Origin of the sequence: Zobellella aerophila, assembly GCF_039539325.1 — a bacterium.
GTDB lineage: Bacteria > Pseudomonadota > Gammaproteobacteria > Enterobacterales > Aeromonadaceae > Oceanimonas > Oceanimonas aerophila.
Genome location: NZ_BAABCX010000002.1, coordinates 99,322 through 120,667 on the forward strand (window position 1 = coordinate 99,322; position 21,346 = coordinate 120,667).

At 60.3% G+C, this 21,346-nt stretch carries 20 protein-coding genes; 12 read left to right on the forward strand and 8 right to left on the reverse strand.

Annotated elements, in window-relative coordinates:
• Nucleotides 1-20 precede the first annotated feature (20 nt).
• From prmA to ABD806_RS08120, 4 genes are all read left to right on the forward strand, one after another.
• Complete coding sequence (gene prmA / locus ABD806_RS08105; protein WP_344956714.1) at nucleotides 21-902, forward strand: 50S ribosomal protein L11 methyltransferase; 882 nt, start codon at nucleotides 21-23, stop codon at nucleotides 900-902.
• A gap of 215 nt (nucleotides 903-1,117) precedes the next feature.
• Nucleotides 1,118-2,083 carry a tRNA dihydrouridine synthase DusB gene (gene dusB, locus ABD806_RS08110; protein ID WP_344956716.1) on the forward strand — a complete coding sequence of 322 codons (966 nt, stop codon included), beginning with the start codon at nucleotides 1,118-1,120 and terminating at the stop codon, nucleotides 2,081-2,083.
• A 25-nt stretch (nucleotides 2,084-2,108) separates the two neighbouring features.
• On the forward strand, nucleotides 2,109-2,408 hold the full coding sequence (gene fis / locus ABD806_RS08115) for a DNA-binding transcriptional regulator Fis (protein ID WP_116473813.1): 300 nt from the start codon (nucleotides 2,109-2,111) through the stop codon (nucleotides 2,406-2,408).
• A gap of 201 nt (nucleotides 2,409-2,609) precedes the next feature.
• Nucleotides 2,610-3,419: a hypothetical protein gene (locus ABD806_RS08120; RefSeq protein WP_344956720.1), complete on the forward strand. Its 810-nt coding sequence runs from the start codon at nucleotides 2,610-2,612 to the stop codon at nucleotides 3,417-3,419.
• 15 nt (nucleotides 3,420-3,434) lie between these two features.
• On the opposite strand, the gene ABD806_RS08125 is transcribed toward ABD806_RS08120, so the two are convergent.
• Nucleotides 3,435-4,235 (reverse strand): glycine betaine ABC transporter substrate-binding protein, encoded by an 801-nt coding sequence (locus ABD806_RS08125; RefSeq protein WP_344956722.1) that lies wholly within the window; start codon nucleotides 4,233-4,235, stop codon nucleotides 3,435-3,437.
• A 304-nt stretch (nucleotides 4,236-4,539) separates the two neighbouring features.
• On the opposite strand from ABD806_RS08125, the gene ABD806_RS08130 reads away from it, so the two are divergent.
• Nucleotides 4,540-5,307: a hypothetical protein gene (locus tag ABD806_RS08130; RefSeq protein WP_344956724.1), complete on the forward strand. Its 768-nt coding sequence runs from the start codon at nucleotides 4,540-4,542 to the stop codon at nucleotides 5,305-5,307.
• Between the two features lie 136 nt (nucleotides 5,308-5,443).
• Here the strand turns inward: ABD806_RS08130 and ABD806_RS08135 are convergent, their stop codons facing one another.
• The 3 genes from ABD806_RS08135 to ABD806_RS08145 form a co-directional block, all read right to left on the reverse strand.
• Nucleotides 5,444-6,889 (reverse strand): NAD-dependent succinate-semialdehyde dehydrogenase, encoded by a 1,446-nt coding sequence (locus tag ABD806_RS08135; protein WP_344956726.1) that lies wholly within the window; start codon nucleotides 6,887-6,889, stop codon nucleotides 5,444-5,446.
• A gap of 223 nt (nucleotides 6,890-7,112) precedes the next feature.
• Nucleotides 7,113-8,606: an alanine/glycine:cation symporter family protein gene (locus tag ABD806_RS08140; RefSeq protein ID WP_344956728.1), complete on the reverse strand. Its 1,494-nt coding sequence runs from the start codon at nucleotides 8,604-8,606 to the stop codon at nucleotides 7,113-7,115.
• 592 nt (nucleotides 8,607-9,198) lie between these two features.
• Entirely contained in the window at nucleotides 9,199-9,966 is a 768-nt protein-coding gene (locus tag ABD806_RS08145) for a M15 family metallopeptidase (RefSeq protein WP_344956730.1), read from the reverse strand.
• Nucleotides 9,967-10,333: 367 nt separating this feature from the next.
• Between ABD806_RS08145 and ABD806_RS08150 the strand changes: the two genes are divergently transcribed.
• Nucleotides 10,334-10,609 (forward strand): gamma-glutamyltransferase, encoded by a 276-nt coding sequence (locus tag ABD806_RS08150; RefSeq protein WP_344956733.1) that lies wholly within the window; start codon nucleotides 10,334-10,336, stop codon nucleotides 10,607-10,609.
• 8 nt (nucleotides 10,610-10,617) lie between these two features.
• Nucleotides 10,618-10,782, forward strand: coding sequence for a hypothetical protein (locus ABD806_RS08155; RefSeq protein ID WP_344956736.1), 165 nt, complete (start codon nucleotides 10,618-10,620; stop codon nucleotides 10,780-10,782).
• Nucleotides 10,783-10,801: 19 nt separating this feature from the next.
• Here ABD806_RS08155 and yfbV read toward each other — a convergent pair whose 3' ends face one another.
• Entirely contained in the window at nucleotides 10,802-11,239 is a 438-nt protein-coding gene (gene yfbV, locus ABD806_RS08160) for a terminus macrodomain insulation protein YfbV (RefSeq protein ID WP_344956740.1), read from the reverse strand.
• Between the two features lie 272 nt (nucleotides 11,240-11,511).
• On the opposite strand from yfbV, the gene ABD806_RS08165 reads away from it, so the two are divergent.
• The 4 genes from ABD806_RS08165 (at nucleotide 11,512) to ABD806_RS08180 (ending at nucleotide 16,839) form a co-directional block, all read left to right on the forward strand.
• A complete protein-coding gene (locus ABD806_RS08165; protein ID WP_344956743.1) occupies nucleotides 11,512-12,711 on the forward strand; it encodes an acetate kinase in 1,200 nt (399 codons plus the stop codon).
• An 11-nt stretch (nucleotides 12,712-12,722) separates the two neighbouring features.
• Nucleotides 12,723-14,885, forward strand: coding sequence for a phosphate acetyltransferase (gene pta, locus ABD806_RS08170; protein ID WP_344956746.1), 2,163 nt, complete (start codon nucleotides 12,723-12,725; stop codon nucleotides 14,883-14,885).
• 211 nt (nucleotides 14,886-15,096) lie between these two features.
• Complete coding sequence (tpx, locus tag ABD806_RS08175) at nucleotides 15,097-15,597, forward strand: thiol peroxidase (protein ID WP_344956749.1); 501 nt, start codon at nucleotides 15,097-15,099, stop codon at nucleotides 15,595-15,597.
• Nucleotides 15,598-15,930: 333 nt separating this feature from the next.
• Nucleotides 15,931-16,839 carry a TIGR01777 family oxidoreductase gene (locus ABD806_RS08180; protein ID WP_344956752.1) on the forward strand — a complete coding sequence of 303 codons (909 nt, stop codon included), beginning with the start codon at nucleotides 15,931-15,933 and terminating at the stop codon, nucleotides 16,837-16,839.
• A gap of 33 nt (nucleotides 16,840-16,872) precedes the next feature.
• On the opposite strand, the gene ABD806_RS08185 is transcribed toward ABD806_RS08180, so the two are convergent.
• Nucleotides 16,873-19,311: an ABC transporter permease gene (locus ABD806_RS08185; protein ID WP_344956754.1), complete on the reverse strand. Its 2,439-nt coding sequence runs from the start codon at nucleotides 19,309-19,311 to the stop codon at nucleotides 16,873-16,875.
• Nucleotides 19,304-19,987 (reverse strand): ABC transporter ATP-binding protein, encoded by a 684-nt coding sequence (locus ABD806_RS08190; protein WP_344956756.1) that lies wholly within the window; start codon nucleotides 19,985-19,987, stop codon nucleotides 19,304-19,306. The genes ABD806_RS08185 and ABD806_RS08190 overlap by 8 nt, the downstream gene beginning before the upstream one ends.
• Here ABD806_RS08190 and ABD806_RS08195 point away from each other — a divergent pair.
• Nucleotides 19,986-20,585: an arylesterase gene (locus tag ABD806_RS08195; RefSeq protein ID WP_344956758.1), complete on the forward strand. Its 600-nt coding sequence runs from the start codon at nucleotides 19,986-19,988 to the stop codon at nucleotides 20,583-20,585. The genes ABD806_RS08190 and ABD806_RS08195 overlap by 2 nt on opposite strands.
• On the opposite strand, the gene ABD806_RS08200 is transcribed toward ABD806_RS08195, so the two are convergent.
• On the reverse strand, nucleotides 20,573-21,265 hold the full coding sequence (locus ABD806_RS08200) for a DNA-3-methyladenine glycosylase I (protein WP_344956760.1): 693 nt from the start codon (nucleotides 21,263-21,265) through the stop codon (nucleotides 20,573-20,575). The two genes, ABD806_RS08195 and ABD806_RS08200, sit on opposite strands and share 13 nt — an antisense overlap.
• Nucleotides 21,266-21,346: the final 81 nt, after the last annotated feature.

Here is a 21,346-nt window from a genome sequence, read left to right on the forward strand (position 1 = left end):
CGCCTTGATGAAGTAGCGCCATGCCCTGGATACAAATTCGCATTAATGCCACCGAAAAAACCGCCGACAAGGTCAGCAACATGCTGATGGGCCAGGGCGCCCAGGCGGTCACCTATATGGATGCCGAGGATAATCCGGTGTTCGAGCCCTTGCCCGGCGAGACCCTGCTGTGGGGACACACCGTGGTGGTCGGCCTGTTCGACGCCGAAACCGATCCGGCCCCCATCATCGATTTCATGCGCCGCATCTATGATAAGAACCTGGTCTACAAGGTCGAGCAGTTGGAAGACAAGGACTGGGTACGGGAATGGATGGACAGCTTCCATCCCATGCAATTCGGCAAGCGGTTGTGGATCTGTCCCAGCTGGCGTGACGTGCCGGATCCGGAGGCGGTCAATGTGATGCTGGATCCGGGCCTCGCCTTCGGCACCGGCACCCATCCGACCACTGCCATGTGCCTGGAGTGGCTGGATGGTCAGCAGCTGGAAGGCAAGACGGTGATCGATTTCGGCTGCGGCTCCGGCATACTGGCACTGGCGGCGTTAAAGCTGGGCGCCAAGGAAGTGATCGGCATCGATATCGATCCCCAGGCGCTGCTGGCCAGCCGCGACAACGCCGAGCGTAACGGCGTGGCCGACCGGCTGTCCGTTTATCTGCCCCAGGATCAGCCCCCGGGCCTGGAAGCCGATGTGGTGGTGGCCAATATCCTGGCCGGTCCGCTCAAGGAGCTGTCGGCCTTGATAAGCTCGCTGGTCAGGCCCGGCGGCCTGCTGGCGCTGTCGGGCATACTGGAGACCCAGGCCGACGGCCTGAATCAGGTCTACGGCCAGTGGTTCGAGATGACCACGCCCGGCCTGCGGGAAGAATGGGCCCGTTTAAGCGGCGTGAAACGCCCACTGTAACCGCCGGCGCCGGGATAACCCTGCCGATGGGCAATTATCCCCGGCGCCAAGTTCAACAACGCTTTTTTATTAGCCGGAACGGGCCGATTTTTTGCGCACAACCACATCCCCGGCCTTGACTTATAAAAATTTCCAACACGGTCAATTTGTGACCTTTTCAGCTCCCCAAAAAATGCGTAAGATACGCGCCCTTGAGCCGTGATAACTGAATCCTCATGGAAATTGGTCCTTACAAATTGTCCGCACCCTTGCTGGTGGCGCCGATGGCCGGTGTGACCGACAGGCCCTTCCGAACCCTGTGCCTGCGCATGGGCGCAGGTATGGCGGTGTCGGAAATGCTGTCGTCCAACCCCAGGGTGTGGCAGTCCGACAAGTCCCGTCGGCGTATGGATCATGAAGGGGAAACAGGGATCCGCTCCGTACAGATTGCCGGCTCAGATCCTGGGTTGATGGCCGAGGCGGCCCGGGTCAATGTCGACCAGGGTGCCCAGATCATCGACATCAACATGGGCTGCCCGGCAAAGAAAGTGAACAAGAAGTTGGCGGGCTCTGCCCTGCTGCAATACCCGGAGCTGGTGCGAGATATCGTCAGTGCCGTGGTGGCTGCAGTCGAGGTGCCCGTCACCCTGAAGATTCGTACAGGCTGGGATCCTGAACACCGCAACGGCGTGCATATCGCCCGTATCGCCGAAGATTGTGGTATTAAGGCCTTAGCCGTGCACGGTCGTACCCGCGCCTGCATGTATAAAGGCGAAGCGGAATACGACACCATCAGGGCGATAAAACAAGCCGTCTCTATCCCCGTGATTGCCAACGGGGATATCGGCAGCCCGGAACAAGCGCGTTTTGTACTGGATTACACAGGCGCCGATGCCATTATGATTGGCCGGGCGGCCCAGGGACGGCCCTGGATTTTTAGAGAAATCCGCCACTACCTTGAGCAGGGCACCAAACCCGTACCGCTTCCTAAGGACCAGGAGTGGGCGATGATCCGGGAACATGTTGCCGCACTGCATGCGTTTTACGGTGAGGTACTGGGCGTTCGGATCGCCAGAAAACACGTGGGTTGGTACTTGCAAGAGAGTGACGCGGGCCGTGACTTTCGCAATGATTTCAACGCTCTCGACGAGCCGCAGCAACAGCTCGGCGCGTTGGAGCAGTATTTCGCGAATATAGCTTAACGAACAAAAGAAGAGCAGACCGAATATGTTCGAACAAACTCCGACTTCAGATGCACTGGTTACTACTACAAAATCTCCGTCTTCCGAGCAGCCGACCCAACGCCCGCTGCGTAACTCGGTCGATCAGGCCCTGCGCAACTACCTGTCCCAGCTCAACGGCCAGGAAGTAACCGAGCTGTATGAGTTGGTCCTCGCCGAAGTCGAAGCGCCCATGCTGGACGTGATCATGCAATATACCCGCGGCAACCAGACCCGCGCCGCCAATATGATGGGCATCAACCGCGGCACCCTGCGCAAGAAGCTGAAAAAGTACGGCATGAACTGATAACAATCAGTTAAGACATTGAATTTAAAGGCGCTGACCTGCATGGGTTGGCGCCTTTTTTGCTTTTAACTCGCTATTTCTCCATCATTCCCATCAAACAGCCGCTCGCTTCCGGTCACGACCCCTCCCCCATTTAGCTACCTTAGTCCCGGGGTATTGCCTAGACTCATAACAAAGAAAATCATGTCAAGGAATACCCCCATGGATGGGAGAGTGTCGAGGCAGTCTGGCCTCACCACCGTTGAGTATGCCATCGCCGGAGCGTTACTCGCCCTGGTGGTCGTTACCAGCTTCCAGGGTTTGAGCAAGGCCATTGGCGACACCCTTATGGGTATTGTGGTGGCTATTCAGCAGATCAATGATCAGGATAACGGCTCCGGAGCAGGCAAGGATTCAGGCTCGTCAGGTAACGGCGCGGCCTCGGACAACGGCGGCGGTTCGACCTCATCGGGCAACAACGCGGACGCGGGCAACGGTGTCGGCTCCTCCCCAACGGGCAACAATACAGGCTCGGACAACATCGCCGGCTCCTCCCCAACGGGCAGCAATACAGGCTCGGACAACATCGCCGGCTCCTCCCCAACGGGCAGCAATACAGGCTCGGACAACATCGCCGGCTCCTCCCCAACGGGCAGCAACATGGGCTCGCACAACAACGCCGGAGACCCGTCCTCACCGGGCAACAACGCGGGCGCGGACAACGGCGTCGGCTCCTTCCCAACGGGCAGCAGCAACACAGCCGCATCCGAAACCGGTTCGGGTACAGGAGAGACAGGGCCCCTAGCCGGGCAAACGTCCCCGGGGGATGGGCCAGGCGGGAGGGGTCACAGCTCCGGGGGGCATCAGGCTCAGGGTGGCATGGCTCCGGGAGCAGACGACGCAGGCCTGGCAGAGCCGGTTAATGTTGCGTTACGGGGGGACGAAGCATCCTTCGAGGGTTGGCTGCTGGCGCTGATGCTATTCGCCCCGCTCGCCTGGCTGGTCCGCCGCAGGAAAAGAAAAAAACCTTAAACGACCCGAGCACGGTTAGTACTGCTTTAGCCAGAGGTTCGCCGCCTGGGAGAAATCGTGGCCCTGGTTGAGCCGCTCAAACATAAAGACCACATCCTGCTGCTGCCAGCCCAGGCTGGCCAGGACCTCCATCGCCCGGGGTGCCGAGTCCTCCAGACCCCGACGCACCAGGGTATGGGGCCGTTCACCGGTGGCGAAGGCCGCCTTGGGATCGGCCAGCAGGCGCAGCTTGCCGCTCATCAGCAGGCGATCCGGCTGCCAGGCGATCAACAACAACTCCTGCCCGGTATCAATGGCGGCCTGTCCCCGCTGACGATAAGCCTCGACAGAGCCGGACAGCAGCCGGTAGTCATCCAGCCCGTAAAGCGCCAACACCTGCTCTGTCATCGGCATGATGCCGTGGCTGGCGTCTATGCCGACAATCTGGCCGGCGCCATAACCGCTGCCCGCAAGCTGTTCCAGGCTGTGCACCGGCGCCCCTTCCGGCACCGCAATCCCCAGGCGCAGGGTCGGATAATTAGGCCCCAGATCATGCAGGCGATCGAAGAAGCGCTCGACATAGGCCCCGCCGCTTTCCGGCATCCACAGCGACAAGCTGGCATCGGCCTCGCCGGCCGCCAACCGGGACCAGATCTGCCCCGGATTGGCCAGCTCCACGCTGACGCTGTATCCCGCCTGCTCCAGGGCCGCCTTGGCCATATGGCTGGACGCCAGCGCCAGATCCCAATCGCCGCTCAGTAAATGGATATGCTTTTGTTCTTCCTCGCCACAACCGGCCAGCAACAGACTCAGCAATAACAGGGGCAGTTTTTTCATGGGAATACCTGGCGACGTTAACGGCCGCCAAGCATGCCAAAAAGTAGCACTAAAGTCATGAAGGTCGCGGGAGTTACGCCAGCTTATGTCGGGCGTCAGTTCCTGCCCCTGAGAGGTCCCAGCCAAGCGCATGACCGGGCTCGGCGGTATTGCGGCGGCTCCGGCGCCAACTATTTTTTCTGCAACCTGGCTCTTTTTTACTCGATCTATGTTAACTTGCGCCCGCCCGTTGCCGAGTGTCTTTATAGAAGTACAGACTCGAACAGGTAAGTCTTTTATATCAATACCTTATGTGGATTCTCAGATGCGTATCTTAACCCTGCTTAAAGTAACGCTTTTAAGCCTTAGTCTAACCGCCTGTGTAGCACCGTTACTGGCCATGGGGCCGGGCCAGCTGATGTGGGCCCTGCTCAAACCCATGGTCGGGCTGGATCCGAACACCACCAACCTGTTCGAACAACCGGTGATCAAGACCCGGATGACCGGCCTGCTCGGCCCCCATTACGACACCACGATCAATTTGCTGAAAACCGCCAGCGAGCTGCAGCAGGAAGGCCCGCTGTTTTATGTGATGTCCCGTTATACTCCGCAGCAAGACAGTGAAAAAGCCGGACTGGTATGGAACTCAGATACCAACCAGATGGCGGTCTTGCTCAATACCGAAGAGCAGACCAAGGTATTCAGTGAATCCCATACCGGCCATGCCGCCGTCTGGCCGAGCGCCATGCAAGACTGGTTAAGCGCCGCCGGCACGGCGACGGCCAAAACCGGCCAATCTGCCCTCGGACAAGCCCTGGCGCCGGCATCAAATAACACCGAAGCCCCGCCCTCAGCCCTGCTGCCAATGGAGGTGGACGGCCCGGCGGCCAAGGCCGAGCCAGTGGCGAAAGCCGATAGCAGGCTCCAGGATGAGCTGGCCAGAACCCAGGCTCAGTTGCAGGCGGCAGAAAAAAAGTTAAAGGCGCTGGCCGCGGCTCAGCCTGCGAAATCGGCGAAGCCGACGGCTCCTACCAAAGAACAAAGCCGGGAACAGGCCGAGGCGGCGATGCAGGCCCTGCTCAACGCCGAGTGATGAGCGCTTTCCCATCATGAACAACTGGATCTGATTGCTTAACTCAGCCCATGAAAAAAGCCAGGCTCCGTTATGGAGTCCTGGCTTTGTTTTAAATGAGCCTGGTCAAATCAGCGCCGCACTGGCCGGCAAGCGATTACCCCAGGTTACCCAGGTTCACATACTTGGTTTCCATAAACTCTTCCAGGCCGATACGGGCCCCTTCCCGGCCCAGGCCGGACTCCTTGACCCCGCCGAACGGCGCCACCTCGTTGGAGATGATGCCCTCGTTAACCCCGACCATGCCCGACTCCAGACCCTCGCTGACCCGGAACACCCGCTTGATATCGGTGGTGTAAAAATAGGCCGCCAGGCCGAAGGGGGTGGCATTGGCGCGGGCCAGGACTTCCTCTTCGTCCTTGAAGCGGAAACAGGCGGCGACCGGACCGAAGGTTTCCTCCTGGGCCAGCATCATGCCTTCGTTGGCATCGGCGATGACGGTAGGCTGATAGAAGGTGCCGCCCAGGCTATGGGGCTGACCACCACACACCAGGCGGCCCCCCTTGGCCAGGGCATCGGCCACATGGCGTTCCACCTTATCCAGCGCCGCCTGGTTGATCAGCGGCCCCTGCTGGGCCCCCGGCGTCATGCCGTCCGCCACCTTCATGGCGCTGGCAGCCTCGGCCAGCCGGGTAACGAAGGCATCGTAGATACCGTCCTGCACGAAGAAGCGGTTGACGCAGACGCAGGTCTGGCCGGTGTTGCGGAATTTTGAGGCCATGGCGCCGGCCACGGCGGCATCCAGATCAGCATCATCGAACACGATAAAGGGCGCATTGCCGCCCAGCTCCAGCGACAGCTTCTTCACCGTATTGGCGGCCTTACCCATCAACAGCTTGCCTACCCGGGTGGAGCCGGTGAAGGAAAACTTGCGCACCTTGGGGCTGTCCATCATGGCGTCGCCGATGGCTGCGGCATTACCCGACACCAGGTTGAGGACCCCCTTCGGCATCCCCGCCCGTTCCGCCAGCACCGCCAGGGCATTGGCGCACAGTGGCGTTTCTTCGGAGGTCTTGGCCACGGCGGTGCAACCGGCGGCGATGGCCGGCCCGACCTTGCGGGTGATCATCGCGAAGGGAAAGTTCCAGGGGGTGATGGCGGCAATCACGCCGACCGGCTCCTTGACCACCCACAGGCGATTCTCCTGCCTGGGGCTGGGAATGGTTTCGCCATAGGCACGCTTGGCTTCTTCCGCGAACCATTCCAGGAAACTGGCGGCATAGGCCACCTCCCCCTTGGCTTCGGCCAGGGGCTTGCCCTGCTCCAGCACCATCAGCTCGGCCAGCTCCTGCTGATGCGCCATCATCAAATCATGCCAACGGCGCAGCACTGCGCCCCGCTCCTTGGGCGTCGTCTTGCGCCAGCCGGCAAAGGCCCGGTCGGCGGCATCGATGGCGGCCTGAGTTTCATCGGCGCCACATTGAGCCACCTCGGCGATGACCTCTCCGCTCGCCGGATTACGCACCTCATAGGTCTTGCTGGCCGTACGCCATTCGCCATCGCAATACCAACCGGTCTGCCACAGGGGATTTGCAGAATCCATCTTTCTACTCCTTGGTTTGATTTGCGCCGAATGAGCGCCAAGCGACACTCATTCAAACAGATGCGAGAAGGGTCAACTTATCTATAAGAGAGTATAACCGCAAGCGGCGGGCGCTCGGCTTGGGCCAACCCGGGCACTCACTTAGGGGCAGAGGGAATAAAAAAAGACAAGGCCGGATCTGCATCCGGCCCTGATAGGGAGGGGTAGGAAAAACCCGATCCCTTTAGCTGCGTTCTACCTGTACGGGGGCGATGCCGTCATCAGCCTGGGGCTGCGGCTGCACATGCTTGCCCTTGTTCCAGAAGTCCGCGTTCTTGATGCCCAGCTTGGCCGGGTCAAACTGAGGGTCCAGACCCTGGGCCTTCTGCGCCTCGTAGTCTTTCAGTGCCACCAACGCCGGCTTCTGCAGCAGCAGGATGGCGACGATATTCAGCCAGGCCATCAGGCCCACACCGATATCACCCAGGCCCCAGGCCAGATCCGCCGTCTTCACCGCACCGTATACCACCGACGCCATCAGGGCGATTTTCAGGGCAAAGACCAGCCAAGGCCTGTGGATCTTGCGGTTGATATAAGCCACGTTGGTTTCGGCGATATAGTAGTAAGCCAGGATAGTGGTGAAGGCGAAGAAGAACAGGGCTATGGCGACAAACACGCTGCCGAAGCCGGGCATGATGCTTTCCACGGCCGCCTGGGTATAACCGGGACCGGCTGCCACGCCGGGCAGGTTCTCAACCAGGGCTTCGCCGGTCTTGCCCATCACGTTGTAGGTACCGGTGATGATCACCATAAAGGCGGTAGCGGAACACACGAACAGGGTGTCGACATAGACGGAGAAGCTCTGCACCAGACCCTGCTTGGCCGGGTGAGACACTTCGGCGGCGGCGGCCGGATGAGGACCCGTGCCCTGACCAGCTTCATTGGAGTAGATACCGCGCTTCACACCCCATTCGATGGCCAGGCCCAGGATGGCGCCGAAACCGGCTTTCATGCCAAAGGCACTGCCGACAATCAGGCTGATCACTTCGGGTACCAGCTCAACGTTGAGGGCGATGATCACAAACGCCACCAGGATATAACCCAGTGCCATAAAGGGCACCACAACCTGGGTGAAGTGGGCGATACGCTTGACGCCACCAAAGATGATCAGGCCCAGCATCACCACCACCACGGCGGCGGAAACGGAAGCCGGAATACCGAAGGCGTTTTCAATACCGGAAGCGATACTGTTGGCCTGGACGCCTGGCAGCAGCAGGCCGCAACCGATGACAGTCGCAAATGCGAAGATCCAGGCATACCAACCCATTCCCAGCCCTTTTTCGATGTAGTAAGCGGGGCCGCCACGGTACAGGCCGCTGTCATCCTTTTCCTTGTAGATCTGCGCCAGGGTAGATTCCACGAACGCAGTACCCGCACCGAGGAAGGCCACCATCCACATCCAGAACACGGCGCCTGGGCCACCAAAGGTAATGGCGGTGGCCACACCGGCGATATTACCGGTACCGACCCGGCCGGACAGTGACAGGGTCAGCGCCTGGAAGGAGGAGATACCACCGGGAGAAGATTCCCCTTTGAACATCAGGCGAACCATTTCCTTGACATGCCGTACTTGCAGGAAGCGGGTTCGAATGGAAAAGTACAAGCCCACCCCCAGACACAGATAGATCAGGGGCAGGCTCCAGATATAGCCATTTATCGCATTAACCAACTCACTCATAGTAACGTCCTTTGTTCTGATTCCGGATGGAACAGCATTAAGCAGCACATCGTCCTGTAACAGGAACACTTTTGTTAACAATCGGGCAAGCACGACCGTTAAGTGCAGGGCAAAGTACTACCAGCGGCGGAACTGTACAAGGGGGGGCATTAATTAGAATTTCTCATCCATAACGGCGACCGTGATTAACAAATAAATAACAATGTGTATTTCAAACACTTCCCCCACCAGGAACGGTCGAAAAAAATAAAATAAATAATTTATTAATCAATTAGTTAAATTAAATCACCGACAGTATCCTCAGCCTACGGGAAAATGCATAAAGATTAAGACAAGGTAAAAACTGTCTCGGCAGGACGGCCTGTACAATTTTAAAATATGTAAGGGATGTCACATTTTCATTTACTGCGAAGAAGGGATATGTAAGAAGATTTAACAAGGTGCCTGGTGAAGAAATGGCCTTCAATGGCTACAATTGCGGCATTGACAGCATATAATATGGTCAAACCAGTCGTTCTGGATGGCCGGCATGGCGGCATAAACCGCACCGGGAGCCCCGCCGTCAATCATAATACCGCTCATGCGTAGCCGGCTACAGGTAGCTGTCGGCAAAGCGGCTGACCTGCTGATGCCAGCGGCTTTCAATTCCGGCCAGTTCCACCGGGCCAAACACCGCCTGAGGCTGATGGTTGTACCAGGCCCAACTCTGGTTGCCATAATCAAAATGCCACCATTCACTGGGCAGGTTGCTGAACCCGACCCGGGTCAGAATGCTGTACAGCAGGCGACGATTCTCAATCACCTCCGCCTCTCGACCATCGGGCCTGCTGATGCCCTCGAAGGCGGTGGTATAGGACCAGGGTGTCACATCATCGAACTCTGTGCCCATATCCAAAAAGACGCCGTCACTGTCGCACAGGGTGACATCCACGGAGCCACCGGTCAGATGGGGACTCGGAGCCCGGGGATCCGTGCTCGGCGGCGCCACAAACTGGCGGGTACGGGCGGTTATCTCGGCTTCCGACTGCTGCTGGAAGTGGGACCGCATGGCGTGCAGCAAGGTATCAAACAGATACTGCTGTACCGCCAATGGCCGCCAACCGTCCAGTACCACCAGCTCGATACCGGCCGGCAGCAGGCGAGCGGACTGCTGCAGGCGGGTCAGCACAGACCGGCGCACATAGCATTCCGACAGCGCCTGAGGTACGCCAAGGTGGAAATAAGCCGGGTATACCCGCAGGGGAGAAGAAACCAGCCCCAAGGGTACCAGGGGGTCGCCGTTCTCGACGATGGACAGGGCCTGAATTTGTGCCCAGTCGGGTGCGGGCAGCTGGGGCAGGGGTTGGGACAAAAAGTTCATCGGCGCTATGCTTGGGAAGGAAGGTATCCCAGCCTGTCCAATTCGTCCTTTATTTGCAAGCGGCAAAGCACCGAAATCGGCCGGCAAGCCACGTTCAGCTGACCTGCGCCGGCCGGCCATCTGCTAATATGGGGTTCACTTGGCCAATGGAGACCGGCAGGTTTCTAGATCCCCTACATTACCCCTACCCTTCCCGCCGCTCGGCCAGCTATGGCCGCAACGGCATGGTCGCAGCCTCTCAGCCGCTCGCGGCCCAGGCCGGACTGGATATCCTGAAACGGGGAGGCAATGCGGTCGATGCCGCCGACGGCGAAGGCAATATGGTGCCCTTTATCCAGAGCAATTATCAGGGTTTCGGCTCGGGGGGGTGGTACCCGGCACCGGCATCAGCCTGCACAATCGGGGGCTTGGGTTTTCCCTCGACTCCGGCCATCCCAACTGCCTGTCGCCGGGCAAGCGCCCCTACCACACCATTATTCCCGGTTTTTTGACGCGCCAGGGACCGGCCCAGGGACCCTTCGGCGTGATGGATGCCTATATGCAACCCCAGGGACATATGCGGGTGGTGATGAACATGGTGGATTTTGGCCTCAACCCCCAGGCCGCGCTGGATGCCCCCCGCTGGCAGTGGCTGGGGGGCTAAAACTGGGATTGGAAGCAGCAGCAGGCGCGCCCCTGGCACAACAGCTGGCGGCCCGCAGACATGGCGTGCAGCTGGACCACGACGGCAGTAATTATGGTCGGGGGCAGATCAACCTCAGGGCTCCCCGAACAGGCGTGCTCTGCGGGGGAACGGAGGCCCGTACCGACGGCTGAATCTGCAGCTGGCAAGCGATCACTCGTTGATAAACGACTTATCCAGCTGCCTGAAGGCGACGCTGAGGGTTTCCCCCAACTCAAAATAGCGGGGGCGGGCCACCGGCTCCTTCACCTCGACGCCGGCGGCGGCAATTTTCTGGTGCAGCTGTCGGTACCAGTTGACCAGCGCCGGTGGCAGCAGGGTATCGGCCCGTTTGCCCAGCCAGTACAGGCCCTGCACCGGCAGGCTGGCCAGGAACAGTACAGAGGCCACCACGCTGGGCCACAGGCCGGGCTCCCCAAACTGAAACTGGCACAGCAGGCTGAAGGTGATCATCGCTGGCATGGTTTTCACACCCAGGCGGGTCGCGGCCATGATGCGGTATTCGGGAAACAGGGCCGCCAGTTGTTTTTCCTGAGGCCATATCGCCAGGTATTGCTTGCCCCGGTACAGGGTGTTGCCTAACACGCCCATAAATCCTCCCGGTCTACATTCTGCGCATTTGTTACTAAATTACATCTCATCGGTTATAGCGAAAAAGCAATCCTATTTTTCCGTTATTTTATGACAAAAAAAAGCTATAATCCCGCCCGCTAACCGCACCGGTTATATCAGGGATGCATTCGACTCAGTTTTCTTTCGGAAAATGATTCTTACCTTAAGGATAGAGTTAAAAATAGTTAATGCCCGATCCAGACCCCCGGGCAGAAAAATTTTTCGACATCCCTGACGAAAAGGTTTGATGTATGAGTAGTAAGCTGATCCTTGTCCTTAACTGCGGCAGCTCGTCGCTGAAATTTGCCATCCTCGACGCCGAGAACGGCGATGAAAAACTCTCCGGCCTGGCCGAATGCTTTTATCTGCCCGAAGCCCGCATCAAATGGAAACTAGGGGGTGAGAAAGGCAACGCCGGGCTAAGCGCCGGAGCGGCCCATCAGCAAGCACTGGATTTTATCGTACAACACCTGCTTACGCCTAATCCGGATTTAATGCACAACCTGAACGCCGTCGGTCACCGGGTGGTACACGGTGGCGAACAGTTCACCCATTCCGTACTGATCGATGACGCCGTGACCCAGGGCATAGCGGACTGTGCCAGCCTGGCCCCCCTGCACAACCCCGCCCATCTGGTGGGCATCGCCTCGGCCCGCAGCTCTTTTCCCGACCTGCCCCAGGTGGCGGTCTTCGATACCGCCTTCCACCAGTCCATGCCCGAGCACGCCTACCTGTATGCCATCCCCTACGGCCTGTACCGGGAACAGGGCATCCGTCGCTACGGCATGCACGGCACCAGCCATTACTATATCACCCAGGAAACCGCCAAACTGCTGGACAAACCGGTATCCGAACTGAACATCATCAGCTGCCACCTGGGCAACGGTGCCTCTGTCTGCGCCATCAAGAATGGCCGGTCGGTGGACACCTCTATGGGCCTGACCCCGCTGGAAGGCCTGGTGATGGGCACCCGCAGCGGAGATATAGATCCGGCGCTCATCTTTCATCTGCACGATGTGCTGGGTTACAGCACTGAGCGCATCAACGGCATGCTGACCAAGGAATCCGGCCTGCTCGGTCTGACCGAACAGAGCAGTGACTGCCGCTTTGCCGAAGACAACTATCACCGCCTCCCGGAGGCCAAGCGCGCCCTCGATATTTTCTGCTATCGCCTGGCCAAATATATCGCCGGCTACGCCTGCGCCCTGGACGGACGCCTCGACGGCATCGTCTTTACCGGTGGTATCGGCGAAAACTCCAGCCTGGTGCGGGAGCTGACCCTGTCACAGCTCGGCCTGCTAGGCTTTAAGGTGGATGGCGACGCCAACACCCAGGCCCGGTTTGGCAATGCCGGCCGCATTACCACCGCCGACAGCACACCGGCCTGGGTTCTGCCCACCAACGAGGAATGGGTCATCGCCCAGGACGCCCTGACACTGGCAAGCAAGTAAAGGTATCCATCATGGCCAGAACTATCATGTTAATCCCCGTCAGCAGCGGTGTCGGCGCCACCTCGGTGAGCCTTGGCATGGTGCGTGCCATGGCGCGCAACGGGGTCAATATCAGCTTTTTCAAACCGGTCTCCCAGCCTAGGATCCGCCGCAAGAGCCAGGATCATTCCAGCGCGGTGATCGCCAACGGCTCCCATATCACACCGCCCGAGCCCTTTGCCCTCAGCTATGCCGAGAGCATGATATCCAGAGGTAGCCTGGATGCGCTGCTGGAAGAGATCGTCGCCCGCTATGAAAAGCACGTACACGACAGCGGTGCCGAAGTGGTAGTGGTGGAAGGCCTGATCCCGACCGACAAGCTGCCCTTTGCCAACCGCATCAATTATGACGTGGCCAAGGCGCTGGATGCCGACATGGTGTTTATCGCCCAGCCCGGCAACGACTCCAGCCAGCAGCTGAAAGAGCGTATCGAGCTGGCCTGTGCCAATTTCGGGGGTGTGGCCAACAAACGCATCGTGGGCTGCATCATCAACAAGGTGGGCGCGCCGGTCGACGAACAGGGCAACGCCCGCCCCGACCTGACCGAAATGTTCAGCGCCAACGCCAAGGGAGAGCCCCTGTCTCCCAACCTGGAAGTGTTACAGGTGTTCGGCAAGACCCCGCTGCGCATCCTCGGCTGCATTCCCTGGAATACCCAGCTGGTCACCCCCCGCGCCGTGGACCTGGCCCGCCACCTGAACGCCAATATCATCAATGAGGGCGAACTCAACAGCCGCCGCCTGCAGAGCGTCACCTTCTGTGCCCGCGCCATCCACAACCTGGTGGCGCACATCCGTCCCGGCAGCCTGATGGTGGCCTCGGGGGATCGTTCCGACGTGCTGGTGTCCGTCTGTCTGGCCGCCATGAACGGGGTCAAGATAGGCGCCCTGCTGCTCACCGGCAGCTACCATCCCGAACCGCAGGTCATGGCGCTGTGCCAGCGCGCCATCGAGACCGGCCTGCCGATCCTGATGGTCGACACCAACACCTGGCAGACCGCGGTCAGCCTGCAGCACTTCAACCTGGAAATCCCGGTCGACGACAGCGGCCGGATCGAGCTGGTCCAGGATTATGTCGCCGGCCATATCGACAAGCACTGGATAGAGTCGCTCAGCGCCAAATCCAGCCGCAGCCGTCGCCTGAGCCCACCGGCCTTCCGCTATCAACTCACCGAGCTGGCGCGCCGCGCCGCCAAACGGGTGGTGCTGCCTGAGGGCGAAGAACCCCGCACCATCAAGGCCGCCGCCATCTGTGCCGAGCGCAGCATTGCCCGTCCCGTACTGCTGGGTAACAGGGAAGAAATCCTGCGGGTCGCCGCCCAACAGGGGGTGAGTCTGGACGAGCGGGTCGACATTGTGGATCCGGCCCAAGTGCGCGACAACTATATCGAGCGCCTGGTCGAACTGCGCAAGGCCAAGGGCATCACCGAAATCGTCGCCCGGGAACAGTTGGAAGACAATGTGGTGCTGGGCACCATGATGCTGGAACGCGACGAGGTGGACGGCTTGGTCTCCGGCGCCGTGCACACCACCGCCAACACCATACGGCCGCCGTTGCAGATCATCAAGACCGCCCCCGGCTCCTCCCTGGTGTCGTCGGTGTTCTTTATGCTGCTGCCGGATCAAGTACTGGTCTACGGTGACTGCGCCATCAACCCGGATCCCAGCGCCGAGCAGTTGGCGGAAATTGCCATCCAGTCGGCGGAGTCGGCCCAGGCCTTCGGCATCGAACCCAGGGTGGCGATGATCTCCTACAGCACGGGTACCTCGGGTACCGGGGTGGATGTCGACAAGGTGCGTGAAGCCACCCGCCTGGCCAAGGAGAAACGCCCGGATCTGGTGATCGACGGCCCACTGCAATACGACGCCGCCATCATGGAGAATGTCGCCAAGTCAAAGGCCCCCAACTCGCCGGTGGCGGGCAAGGCCACCGTGTTTATTTTCCCGGATCTGAACACAGGCAACACCACCTACAAGGCGGTGCAGCGTTCCGCCGAGTTGGTGTCCATCGGCCCCATGCTGCAGGGCATGCGCAAGCCGGTCAACGATCTGTCCCGCGGTGCCCTGGTCGACGATATCGTCTATACCATAGCACTGACCGCCATCCAGGCCGGCCAGCAGACGGGCAAGGTCTAAAGCGCCTTGCCCCGAAACGGCACAGCATCAGCGACATTAATGCACAGTAACGGGATACCCCCTAAGGCAGCTCTAACATCCGGGACCGGTACCGAAGCCAAGGCGGCTTTGCTCCCGGTTTCTCAGCCATCCAGCCATCTTTTTTTCATAAAAACCTTTTCCTTATGGTGGAAACTGCTACCTTATGGTTTTTCACCATAAGGAGATGACCATGTCCTCAGTAACCTTCAAAGACAACGCCGTTGCCGTATCCGGCCGCTTCCCCGCCGTCGGCCAGGCCGCCCCCGATTTCACCCTGACTGGTGCCGATCTGGCCGATATCCGCCTGTCCGATTACGCCGGTAAAAAACTGCTGCTCAATATCTTCCCCAGCATAGACACCGGGGTATGTGCCGCCAGCGTGCGCAAGTTCAACGAGAAGGCCGCCACCCTGAACAACACCCAGGTACTGTGCGTGTCCATGGATCTGCCCTTTGCCGGCAGCCGTTTCTGTGGTGCCGAAGGCATCGACAATGTGCAAGTGGCCTCCGCCTTTCGTCACCAGGAGTTTTTGAACAGCTATGGCGTCGCCCTGGCCGAGGGTCCCCTGCGTGGCCTGAGCGCCCGGGCCGTGCTCTGTCTCGACGAACAGGGCCAGGTAGTGTACGGTGAACTGGTATCAGAACTGACCAATGAGCCTAACTACGAGGCGGCGATTCAGGCATTGTCCTGATCTTGACGGATCCCTGTCCTATTTGTTTTTTGTTTTAATATCAATAAACTAGCCCGCAAGCCCTGGTTAGTCTACAGACTTATTCACAGTTAATGTGGATAACCAGGCTTTGTCTGCACTGGTCGCCATATCCCGGCCAGTGCCTTGCTTTGCCGTCTTCGGCTTCATTCATCACGCCACTGATCCACATTCAGTCAACACTATTCAAGTCGCTCCCGATTTCAATCGGCACACTATTGGTGCGCATTCAACCAACACGGATCACTTTTCCTCTGTTATCCTGAACTTGGGACTCTGTCTCAGCGGCTCACGGTCAGCGACAAGGAGAGGCTTATGAAGATACTGGTTACCGGCGGCACCGGCTTTATCGGTCGGCGCCTGCTCAGTCACCTGCGGCCGCACCATCAGGTCAGTGTACTCAGCCGTTCCCCCAACAAGGTATATCAGCGCCTCGGCCACGATGTCGATGCCATCCATTCGCTGGCAGAGCTGAACAACCTGGACGAGTTCGATGCGGTGATCAACCTGGCCGGCGAACCCATTGCCGAAAAGCGCTGGAGCCAGGCACAAAAGGAGCGCATCTGCCAGAGCCGCTGGCAGATAACCCAGGCCCTGGTAGAGAAGCTCAACGCCGGGACCCATCCACCCAAGGTCATCATCAGCGGCTCGGCGGTGGGCTATTACGGCCGTCAGGATGAGAACCTGGTCGATGAAGATACCCACCCCCATCCGGAGTTCAGCCACCAGGTCTGCGCCCGCTGGGAAGAACTGGCCATGGCCGCCCAGGATGACAATACCCGGGTCTGCGTGATCCGTATGGGTCTGGTACTGGGTGCGGAAGGAGGCGCCCTGAAGAAGATGCTGCCCAGCTATCGTCTGGGGCTCGGTGGCCCCATCGGTTCGGGCCAGCAGTATATGTCCTGGATCCATATCGAGGATGTGATCAACCTGATCCTATTCCTGCTGGAGCATGATGAGTGCCACGGCGCCTTTAACGCCACCTCCCCCAATCCGGTGACCAATGAACAATTCAGCCGCTGCCTGGCCCACAACCTCAGCAAGCCCCATTTTCTGCGTATTCCCGCCTGGTCGATGCGGCTGCTGTTTGGCGAAATGGCCGAACTGCTGCTCAACGGCCAGCGGGTGATGCCGGTACGGCTGCAGGAGGTCGGTTTTCATTTCCGTTACCCCAGTCTGGACAAGGCGCTGAAAGAAACCCTGAGCGTGATGCGCGCAGGCTGAGCCTGCACGCAACACCTCGCCCTTTTTCTCTGCTTAACCCAAACCCTGGGCCAGTTGCCGTAAGCGCACGGCCAGCGGCCCTTTGACAATGCCCCCGGCCCGGCCGGTCAGCAACAGGAGCACGGCACCCAGCAAGGGCAGGCTCGGCCACACCCAGGGATGGGGCTGCCAGGGAAGCTCCAGCCACCAGGGCAGCAACACGGCGACACACAGCTCTACAGCCAGGGCAGCGGAAAACCCTGCGGCCAGTCCCGCCGCCAGCCATTCCCAGCGCAAGGAGGCGGTAATCAGCTTTCCCCCCGCCCCTAGGGTACGCAGCAACACCAGCTCCTGCCGACGCACCTCCAGGGTCGCTTCCACCTGGGCCAGCAACACCAGCAGGCTGGCGGTCGTCACCAAGGCCATGATCACCAGCAAGGCCCGGCTGACCTGGGCCAGCACCGCCCGCAGCTGGTCGAGCAGGGCCTCCACGTCGAACAGCGTAATGGTGGGAAAATCCCGGATAAGGGAGATTTCAAAGGAGCTCAGCTCGTCCGGCAAGTAGAAGCTGGCCAGCCAGGTCGCGGAATAGTCCGCCAGCACATCCGGGCTGAAGATAAGATAGAAGTTGGGCCTCATGCTGTCCCAGTCCACTTCCCGCAGGTTGCGTACCTCGGCCGACACCTGTTGCCCGGCCAGATCCAGGGTCAGCCGATCGCCGATCGCCAGCCCCAGGCGCTCCGCCAGGCCGGACTCGACCGACACGCCACCCGGCGTATTGGACCAGGCGCCCTGCAGCAGCCGATTACCGACCGGCAGCGCCTCCGTGTAGGTCAGGTTCAGCTCCCGCCCCTGGCCACCGCCCTGGGCGCTATCCACATCCCGGTTCACCGACTGGCCGTTGATCCCGGTCAAGCGGCCACGGACTATGGGATAGAACTGCGAACTGTCGAGGCCGGCCTCACGCAGCCGCTGCTGGATCGGCTCCCGCTCCTGTTCGGCAATATTGATTAAAAAGCGGTTGGGGGTATCCGCCGGCAGCCGGGCCAGGAAACCGTCCACCAGCTCGCCCCGCACCACCCACAGCAGGGTCCCCAGAAACAGCGCCAGCGCCACCCCGCCGAATTGCACCAGGGTCGCCAGCCGGGCCCGTTGCAGCCGGCCGAACGCCAGCCGAAAGGCGATTCCGCCCCCCAGGCGCCGGGCCAGGATCAGCAACAACCAGCATGAGGCGCCCAGCACCGCGCCCAGGGCCAACAGCCCCAGCAGCAGGCCCGCCGCCAGCCCCAGCTCGCCGGCAAACAGCCAGCTCAGCACAAAGGTGCCGCCTAGCAAGGTCGCCGCACTCCACCAGGGGGGGATACGCGCCTCGCTTTCGTGGCGCAATACCCGCAACGGCGGCACCCTGAGCAGGCGGACCATGGGCACCACGGACAGCATCAGGGTGGTGAGCAGGGCCAACCCGGCGGCCACCAGGAACGGGGCCGGCGACGGTGGCGGCAGGGGGATATCCAGGGTATCGCCCAGCGCCAGCAGGATCAGCTTATGCAGGCCATAACCCAGCAACCCGCCGAGCAGGGAGCCCATCACCAGCAAGCCGGCCAACAGCCGGCTGAGCCAGCGGAACAGCTGCCGCCGCCCGGCCCCCAGGGTCTTGAGCAGGGCTATCCGGTCCTGCTCCCGCCGGGAGAAATAACCCAGCGCAATGGCCATCGCCAGTATGCCGAGCAGGACCCCGGTCAGCGACGCCAGTCGGAAGAATTGCTCGGCCCGGCCGATAGAGCGGGCCACCGGGGTATCGGCATCATCCGCCCCGCGCCAGCGCTGGCCCGGCTGCAGTTGCGGCCGCAACCAGCCGTAAAAATCATCCAGTGTGTCCTGCTCCCCCTTAAACAGGTAGCGATAACTCACCCGACTGCCTTCCATGATGATGCCACTGGCCGCCACATCGTCCAGATGGATCAACGCCCGCGGTGCCAGCAGAAAGGGAGAAAAGCCCGCGTCCGGCTCCTTGACCAGCTCCCCAGCCACGGTGAGCGTCAGGTTACCCAACTCGACCTTGTCACCCGTGCCGACCCCCAGCAGCGCCAGCAAGCGGGCCGACAACCAGATGGTCCCGGGGCTGACTTCCCCCGCCGGTGACAACTGCAATTCGCCATAGAAGGGAAACTGCCGGTCCACCGCCCGCACGCTGGCCAGATGCAGCCGCTCGTTGGCAAACAAGACGCTGCTGAAACTCTGGCCGGGGGCTATCTGAAGGCCACGGGCTTCGGCCTCCTCCAGCCAGGCAAGATCGGCTGCACGGCTGCCGGTGAGGATACGATCGGCGGCAATATATTCCCTCCCCGATACCTTAAGCGCATTGTTCAGCCGATCCGCCACCAGGGTGACACTCAGTATGCTGGCCACGCACAGTGCCAACGCCAACATAAACAGGCGCAATGGCCCCCGGCTGGCTTCGCGCCAGATCAAGGCCCAGCTCAGGCTACCCATGTTGCTCCTCCAGGTGGCCGGCATTCATCAACAGGCGGCGTTGACAGCGACTGGCCAGGGCCTCGTCGTGGGTCACCATCAACAGGGTGGTGCCGTGCTCCCGGTTGAGGCGAAACAGTAGTTCGATGATCTGCTGGCCGGTGTGATGATCCAGGTTGCCAGTCGGCTCATCGGCCAGCAGCAGCTCAGGCTCGGTCATAAAGGCCCGGGCGATGGCCACCCGCTGCTGTTCGCCGCCGGACAACTGGGTGGGGAAATGATGGACACGATCGCGCAGGCCGACCTGTTCCAGCAACAGCAGGGCCCGTTTTTTATTGCCGGCCCTGCCCTGCAGATCCGCCGGCAGCATCACATTTTCCAGGGCGGTCAGGGTGGGCAGCAACAGAAACGACTGGAACACAAAGCCGATATACTTCGACCGCAGGGCGGCACGCTGCTCCTCATCCAGGGACGACAGCTCCTGGCCGCCGATCCGGATCTGCCCCTCTGAGGCGATGTCCAGCCCGGCCAGCAGGCCCAGCAGGGTAGACTTGCCCGAGCCGGAGGCACCGAGCAGGGCCACGCTCTGGCCGTGCTTGACTTCCAGCGCTATCCCCTGAAGGATGGACAGGGTGGTTGTTCCCAGTTTGACCCTGTGATTGAGTCCGTTTACCGCAATAATTGGAGATGTTGTCATGCTGCGTGCCCTTATTATCATCTTGGCGCTGGTGTCATCCGTTGCTCATGCTAACACCGTGCTTGTCCTGGGTGACAGCCTGAGCGCCGGTTATCGGATGAGTGCCGCCCAGGCCTGGCCCCGGCTGTTGGCCGACACCTGGCAACAGGAAGGACGCCCCATCAGCCTGGTGAATGCCAGCGTCAGCGGCGACACCACCCAGGGTGGGCTGCAACGGTTACCACAACTGCTGGAGCGCCACCGACCCGACTGGGTGATCATCGCCCTGGGCGGCAACGACGGCCTGCGCGGCCTGCCGCCGGCATCGATACAAAACAACCTGAATACCTTGATCACCCTTGCCACCGACGCGGGCGCCCGGGTAGTGCTGACCCAGATCAAGCTACCGCCCAATTACGGTCGGCGCTATCTGGAGCAGTTTGAAAGCCTCTACCCCAGACTGGCCCGGCAGCACCGGCTTCCCCTGCTGCCTTTCTTTGTCGAGCCGTTACTCAACCAGAACGGCATGATGATGGATGACGGCATCCATCCCACCGAACAGGCCCAACCGCTGATCGCGCGGCAGGTACATGAGTTTCTCCGCTCTTATGTGGAATGAAGCCGATTATCGCCGACCGAAAAGGCGATGGTCTTGCTGATCTCACTAAAGCTCAGGCCACTTTCCCGGCGCCAGCGAATAAAGGCATCCTGAGCCTGAGCCATGCCGGTCTTGCTGCCGAGACCGGCGCTGACCACCCCATGCTGGCGCAGGTAAGCACTGACATCCGGGGTGAAAATAAAGGTATCCACACCCAGCCGCCGCAGGCTGTAGGCGACGATATTGCCACCCAGCAGCCGGCCATGGGCTTTAAGGACCTGCCATAGCCCTACCCTGTCATCCTGCGGCCAACTGGCAACAAAGGCCCCGAAGCCACCAAAGGGTTTACCCAGCTCCAGCACCATGCGGGCATTGGCCGGCACCGCGGCAATTTTCCTGGCATGACGCACGATCCGGCTGTCGTTGTTAAGCCGTTCCATATGGCCGGCATCGAGCAGTAGCATTTTCTCCGGCTCGAAGCCGAAGAAGGCGCGTTCGAAGTCGGGCCACTTGTTGCGGATCACCTCCCAGACAAAACCGGACTGAAAAATACTCATGGTGAAGGACGACAGCCATCTGTCGTCGGGAATGGCGGCCAGCTCGGCGGCAGTATGCAATGGGGTGGCCAGCAGGGCCTTGAGGGAGGCCTCGCCGCCCTTGCGTGCGCAGGCCCGCAGGTAGATGTGTTCGAAGTGCTCCATAAAACAAGTCTCGAATGAGCTTTATTTTATTGTGCCCATGGAAAAACAAAAAGGCCACCGCATTGTCTGCAGTAGCCTCTT

What these genes read in the sequence shown, in the direction of transcription:
- prmA (WP_344956714.1), top strand. Translation starts at nt 21, where the DNA reads ATGCCCTGGATACAAATTCGCATTAATGCCACCGAAAAAACCGCCGAC.
- dusB (WP_344956716.1), top strand. Translation starts at nt 1,118, where the DNA reads ATGGAAATTGGTCCTTACAAATTGTCCGCACCCTTGCTGGTGGCGCCG.
- fis (WP_116473813.1), top strand. Translation starts at nt 2,109, where the DNA reads ATGTTCGAACAAACTCCGACTTCAGATGCACTGGTTACTACTACAAAA.
- ABD806_RS08120 (WP_344956720.1), top strand. Translation starts at nt 2,610, where the DNA reads ATGGATGGGAGAGTGTCGAGGCAGTCTGGCCTCACCACCGTTGAGTAT.
- ABD806_RS08125 (WP_344956722.1), bottom strand. Translation starts at nt 4,235, where the DNA reads ATGAAAAAACTGCCCCTGTTATTGCTGAGTCTGTTGCTGGCCGGTTGT.
- ABD806_RS08130 (WP_344956724.1), top strand. Translation starts at nt 4,540, where the DNA reads ATGCGTATCTTAACCCTGCTTAAAGTAACGCTTTTAAGCCTTAGTCTA.
- ABD806_RS08135 (WP_344956726.1), bottom strand. Translation starts at nt 6,889, where the DNA reads ATGGATTCTGCAAATCCCCTGTGGCAGACCGGTTGGTATTGCGATGGC.
- ABD806_RS08140 (WP_344956728.1), bottom strand. Translation starts at nt 8,606, where the DNA reads ATGAGTGAGTTGGTTAATGCGATAAATGGCTATATCTGGAGCCTGCCC.
- ABD806_RS08145 (WP_344956730.1), bottom strand. Translation starts at nt 9,966, where the DNA reads ATGAACTTTTTGTCCCAACCCCTGCCCCAGCTGCCCGCACCCGACTGG.
- yfbV (WP_344956740.1), bottom strand. Translation starts at nt 11,239, where the DNA reads ATGGGCGTGTTAGGCAACACCCTGTACCGGGGCAAGCAATACCTGGCG.
- ABD806_RS08165 (WP_344956743.1), top strand. Translation starts at nt 11,512, where the DNA reads ATGAGTAGTAAGCTGATCCTTGTCCTTAACTGCGGCAGCTCGTCGCTG.
- pta (WP_344956746.1), top strand. Translation starts at nt 12,723, where the DNA reads ATGGCCAGAACTATCATGTTAATCCCCGTCAGCAGCGGTGTCGGCGCC.
- tpx (WP_344956749.1), top strand. Translation starts at nt 15,097, where the DNA reads ATGTCCTCAGTAACCTTCAAAGACAACGCCGTTGCCGTATCCGGCCGC.
- ABD806_RS08180 (WP_344956752.1), top strand. Translation starts at nt 15,931, where the DNA reads ATGAAGATACTGGTTACCGGCGGCACCGGCTTTATCGGTCGGCGCCTG.
- ABD806_RS08185 (WP_344956754.1), bottom strand. Translation starts at nt 19,311, where the DNA reads ATGGGTAGCCTGAGCTGGGCCTTGATCTGGCGCGAAGCCAGCCGGGGG.
- ABD806_RS08195 (WP_344956758.1), top strand. Translation starts at nt 19,986, where the DNA reads ATGCTGCGTGCCCTTATTATCATCTTGGCGCTGGTGTCATCCGTTGCT.
- ABD806_RS08190 (WP_344956756.1), bottom strand. Translation starts at nt 19,987, where the DNA reads ATGACAACATCTCCAATTATTGCGGTAAACGGACTCAATCACAGGGTC.
- ABD806_RS08200 (WP_344956760.1), bottom strand. Translation starts at nt 21,265, where the DNA reads ATGGAGCACTTCGAACACATCTACCTGCGGGCCTGCGCACGCAAGGGC.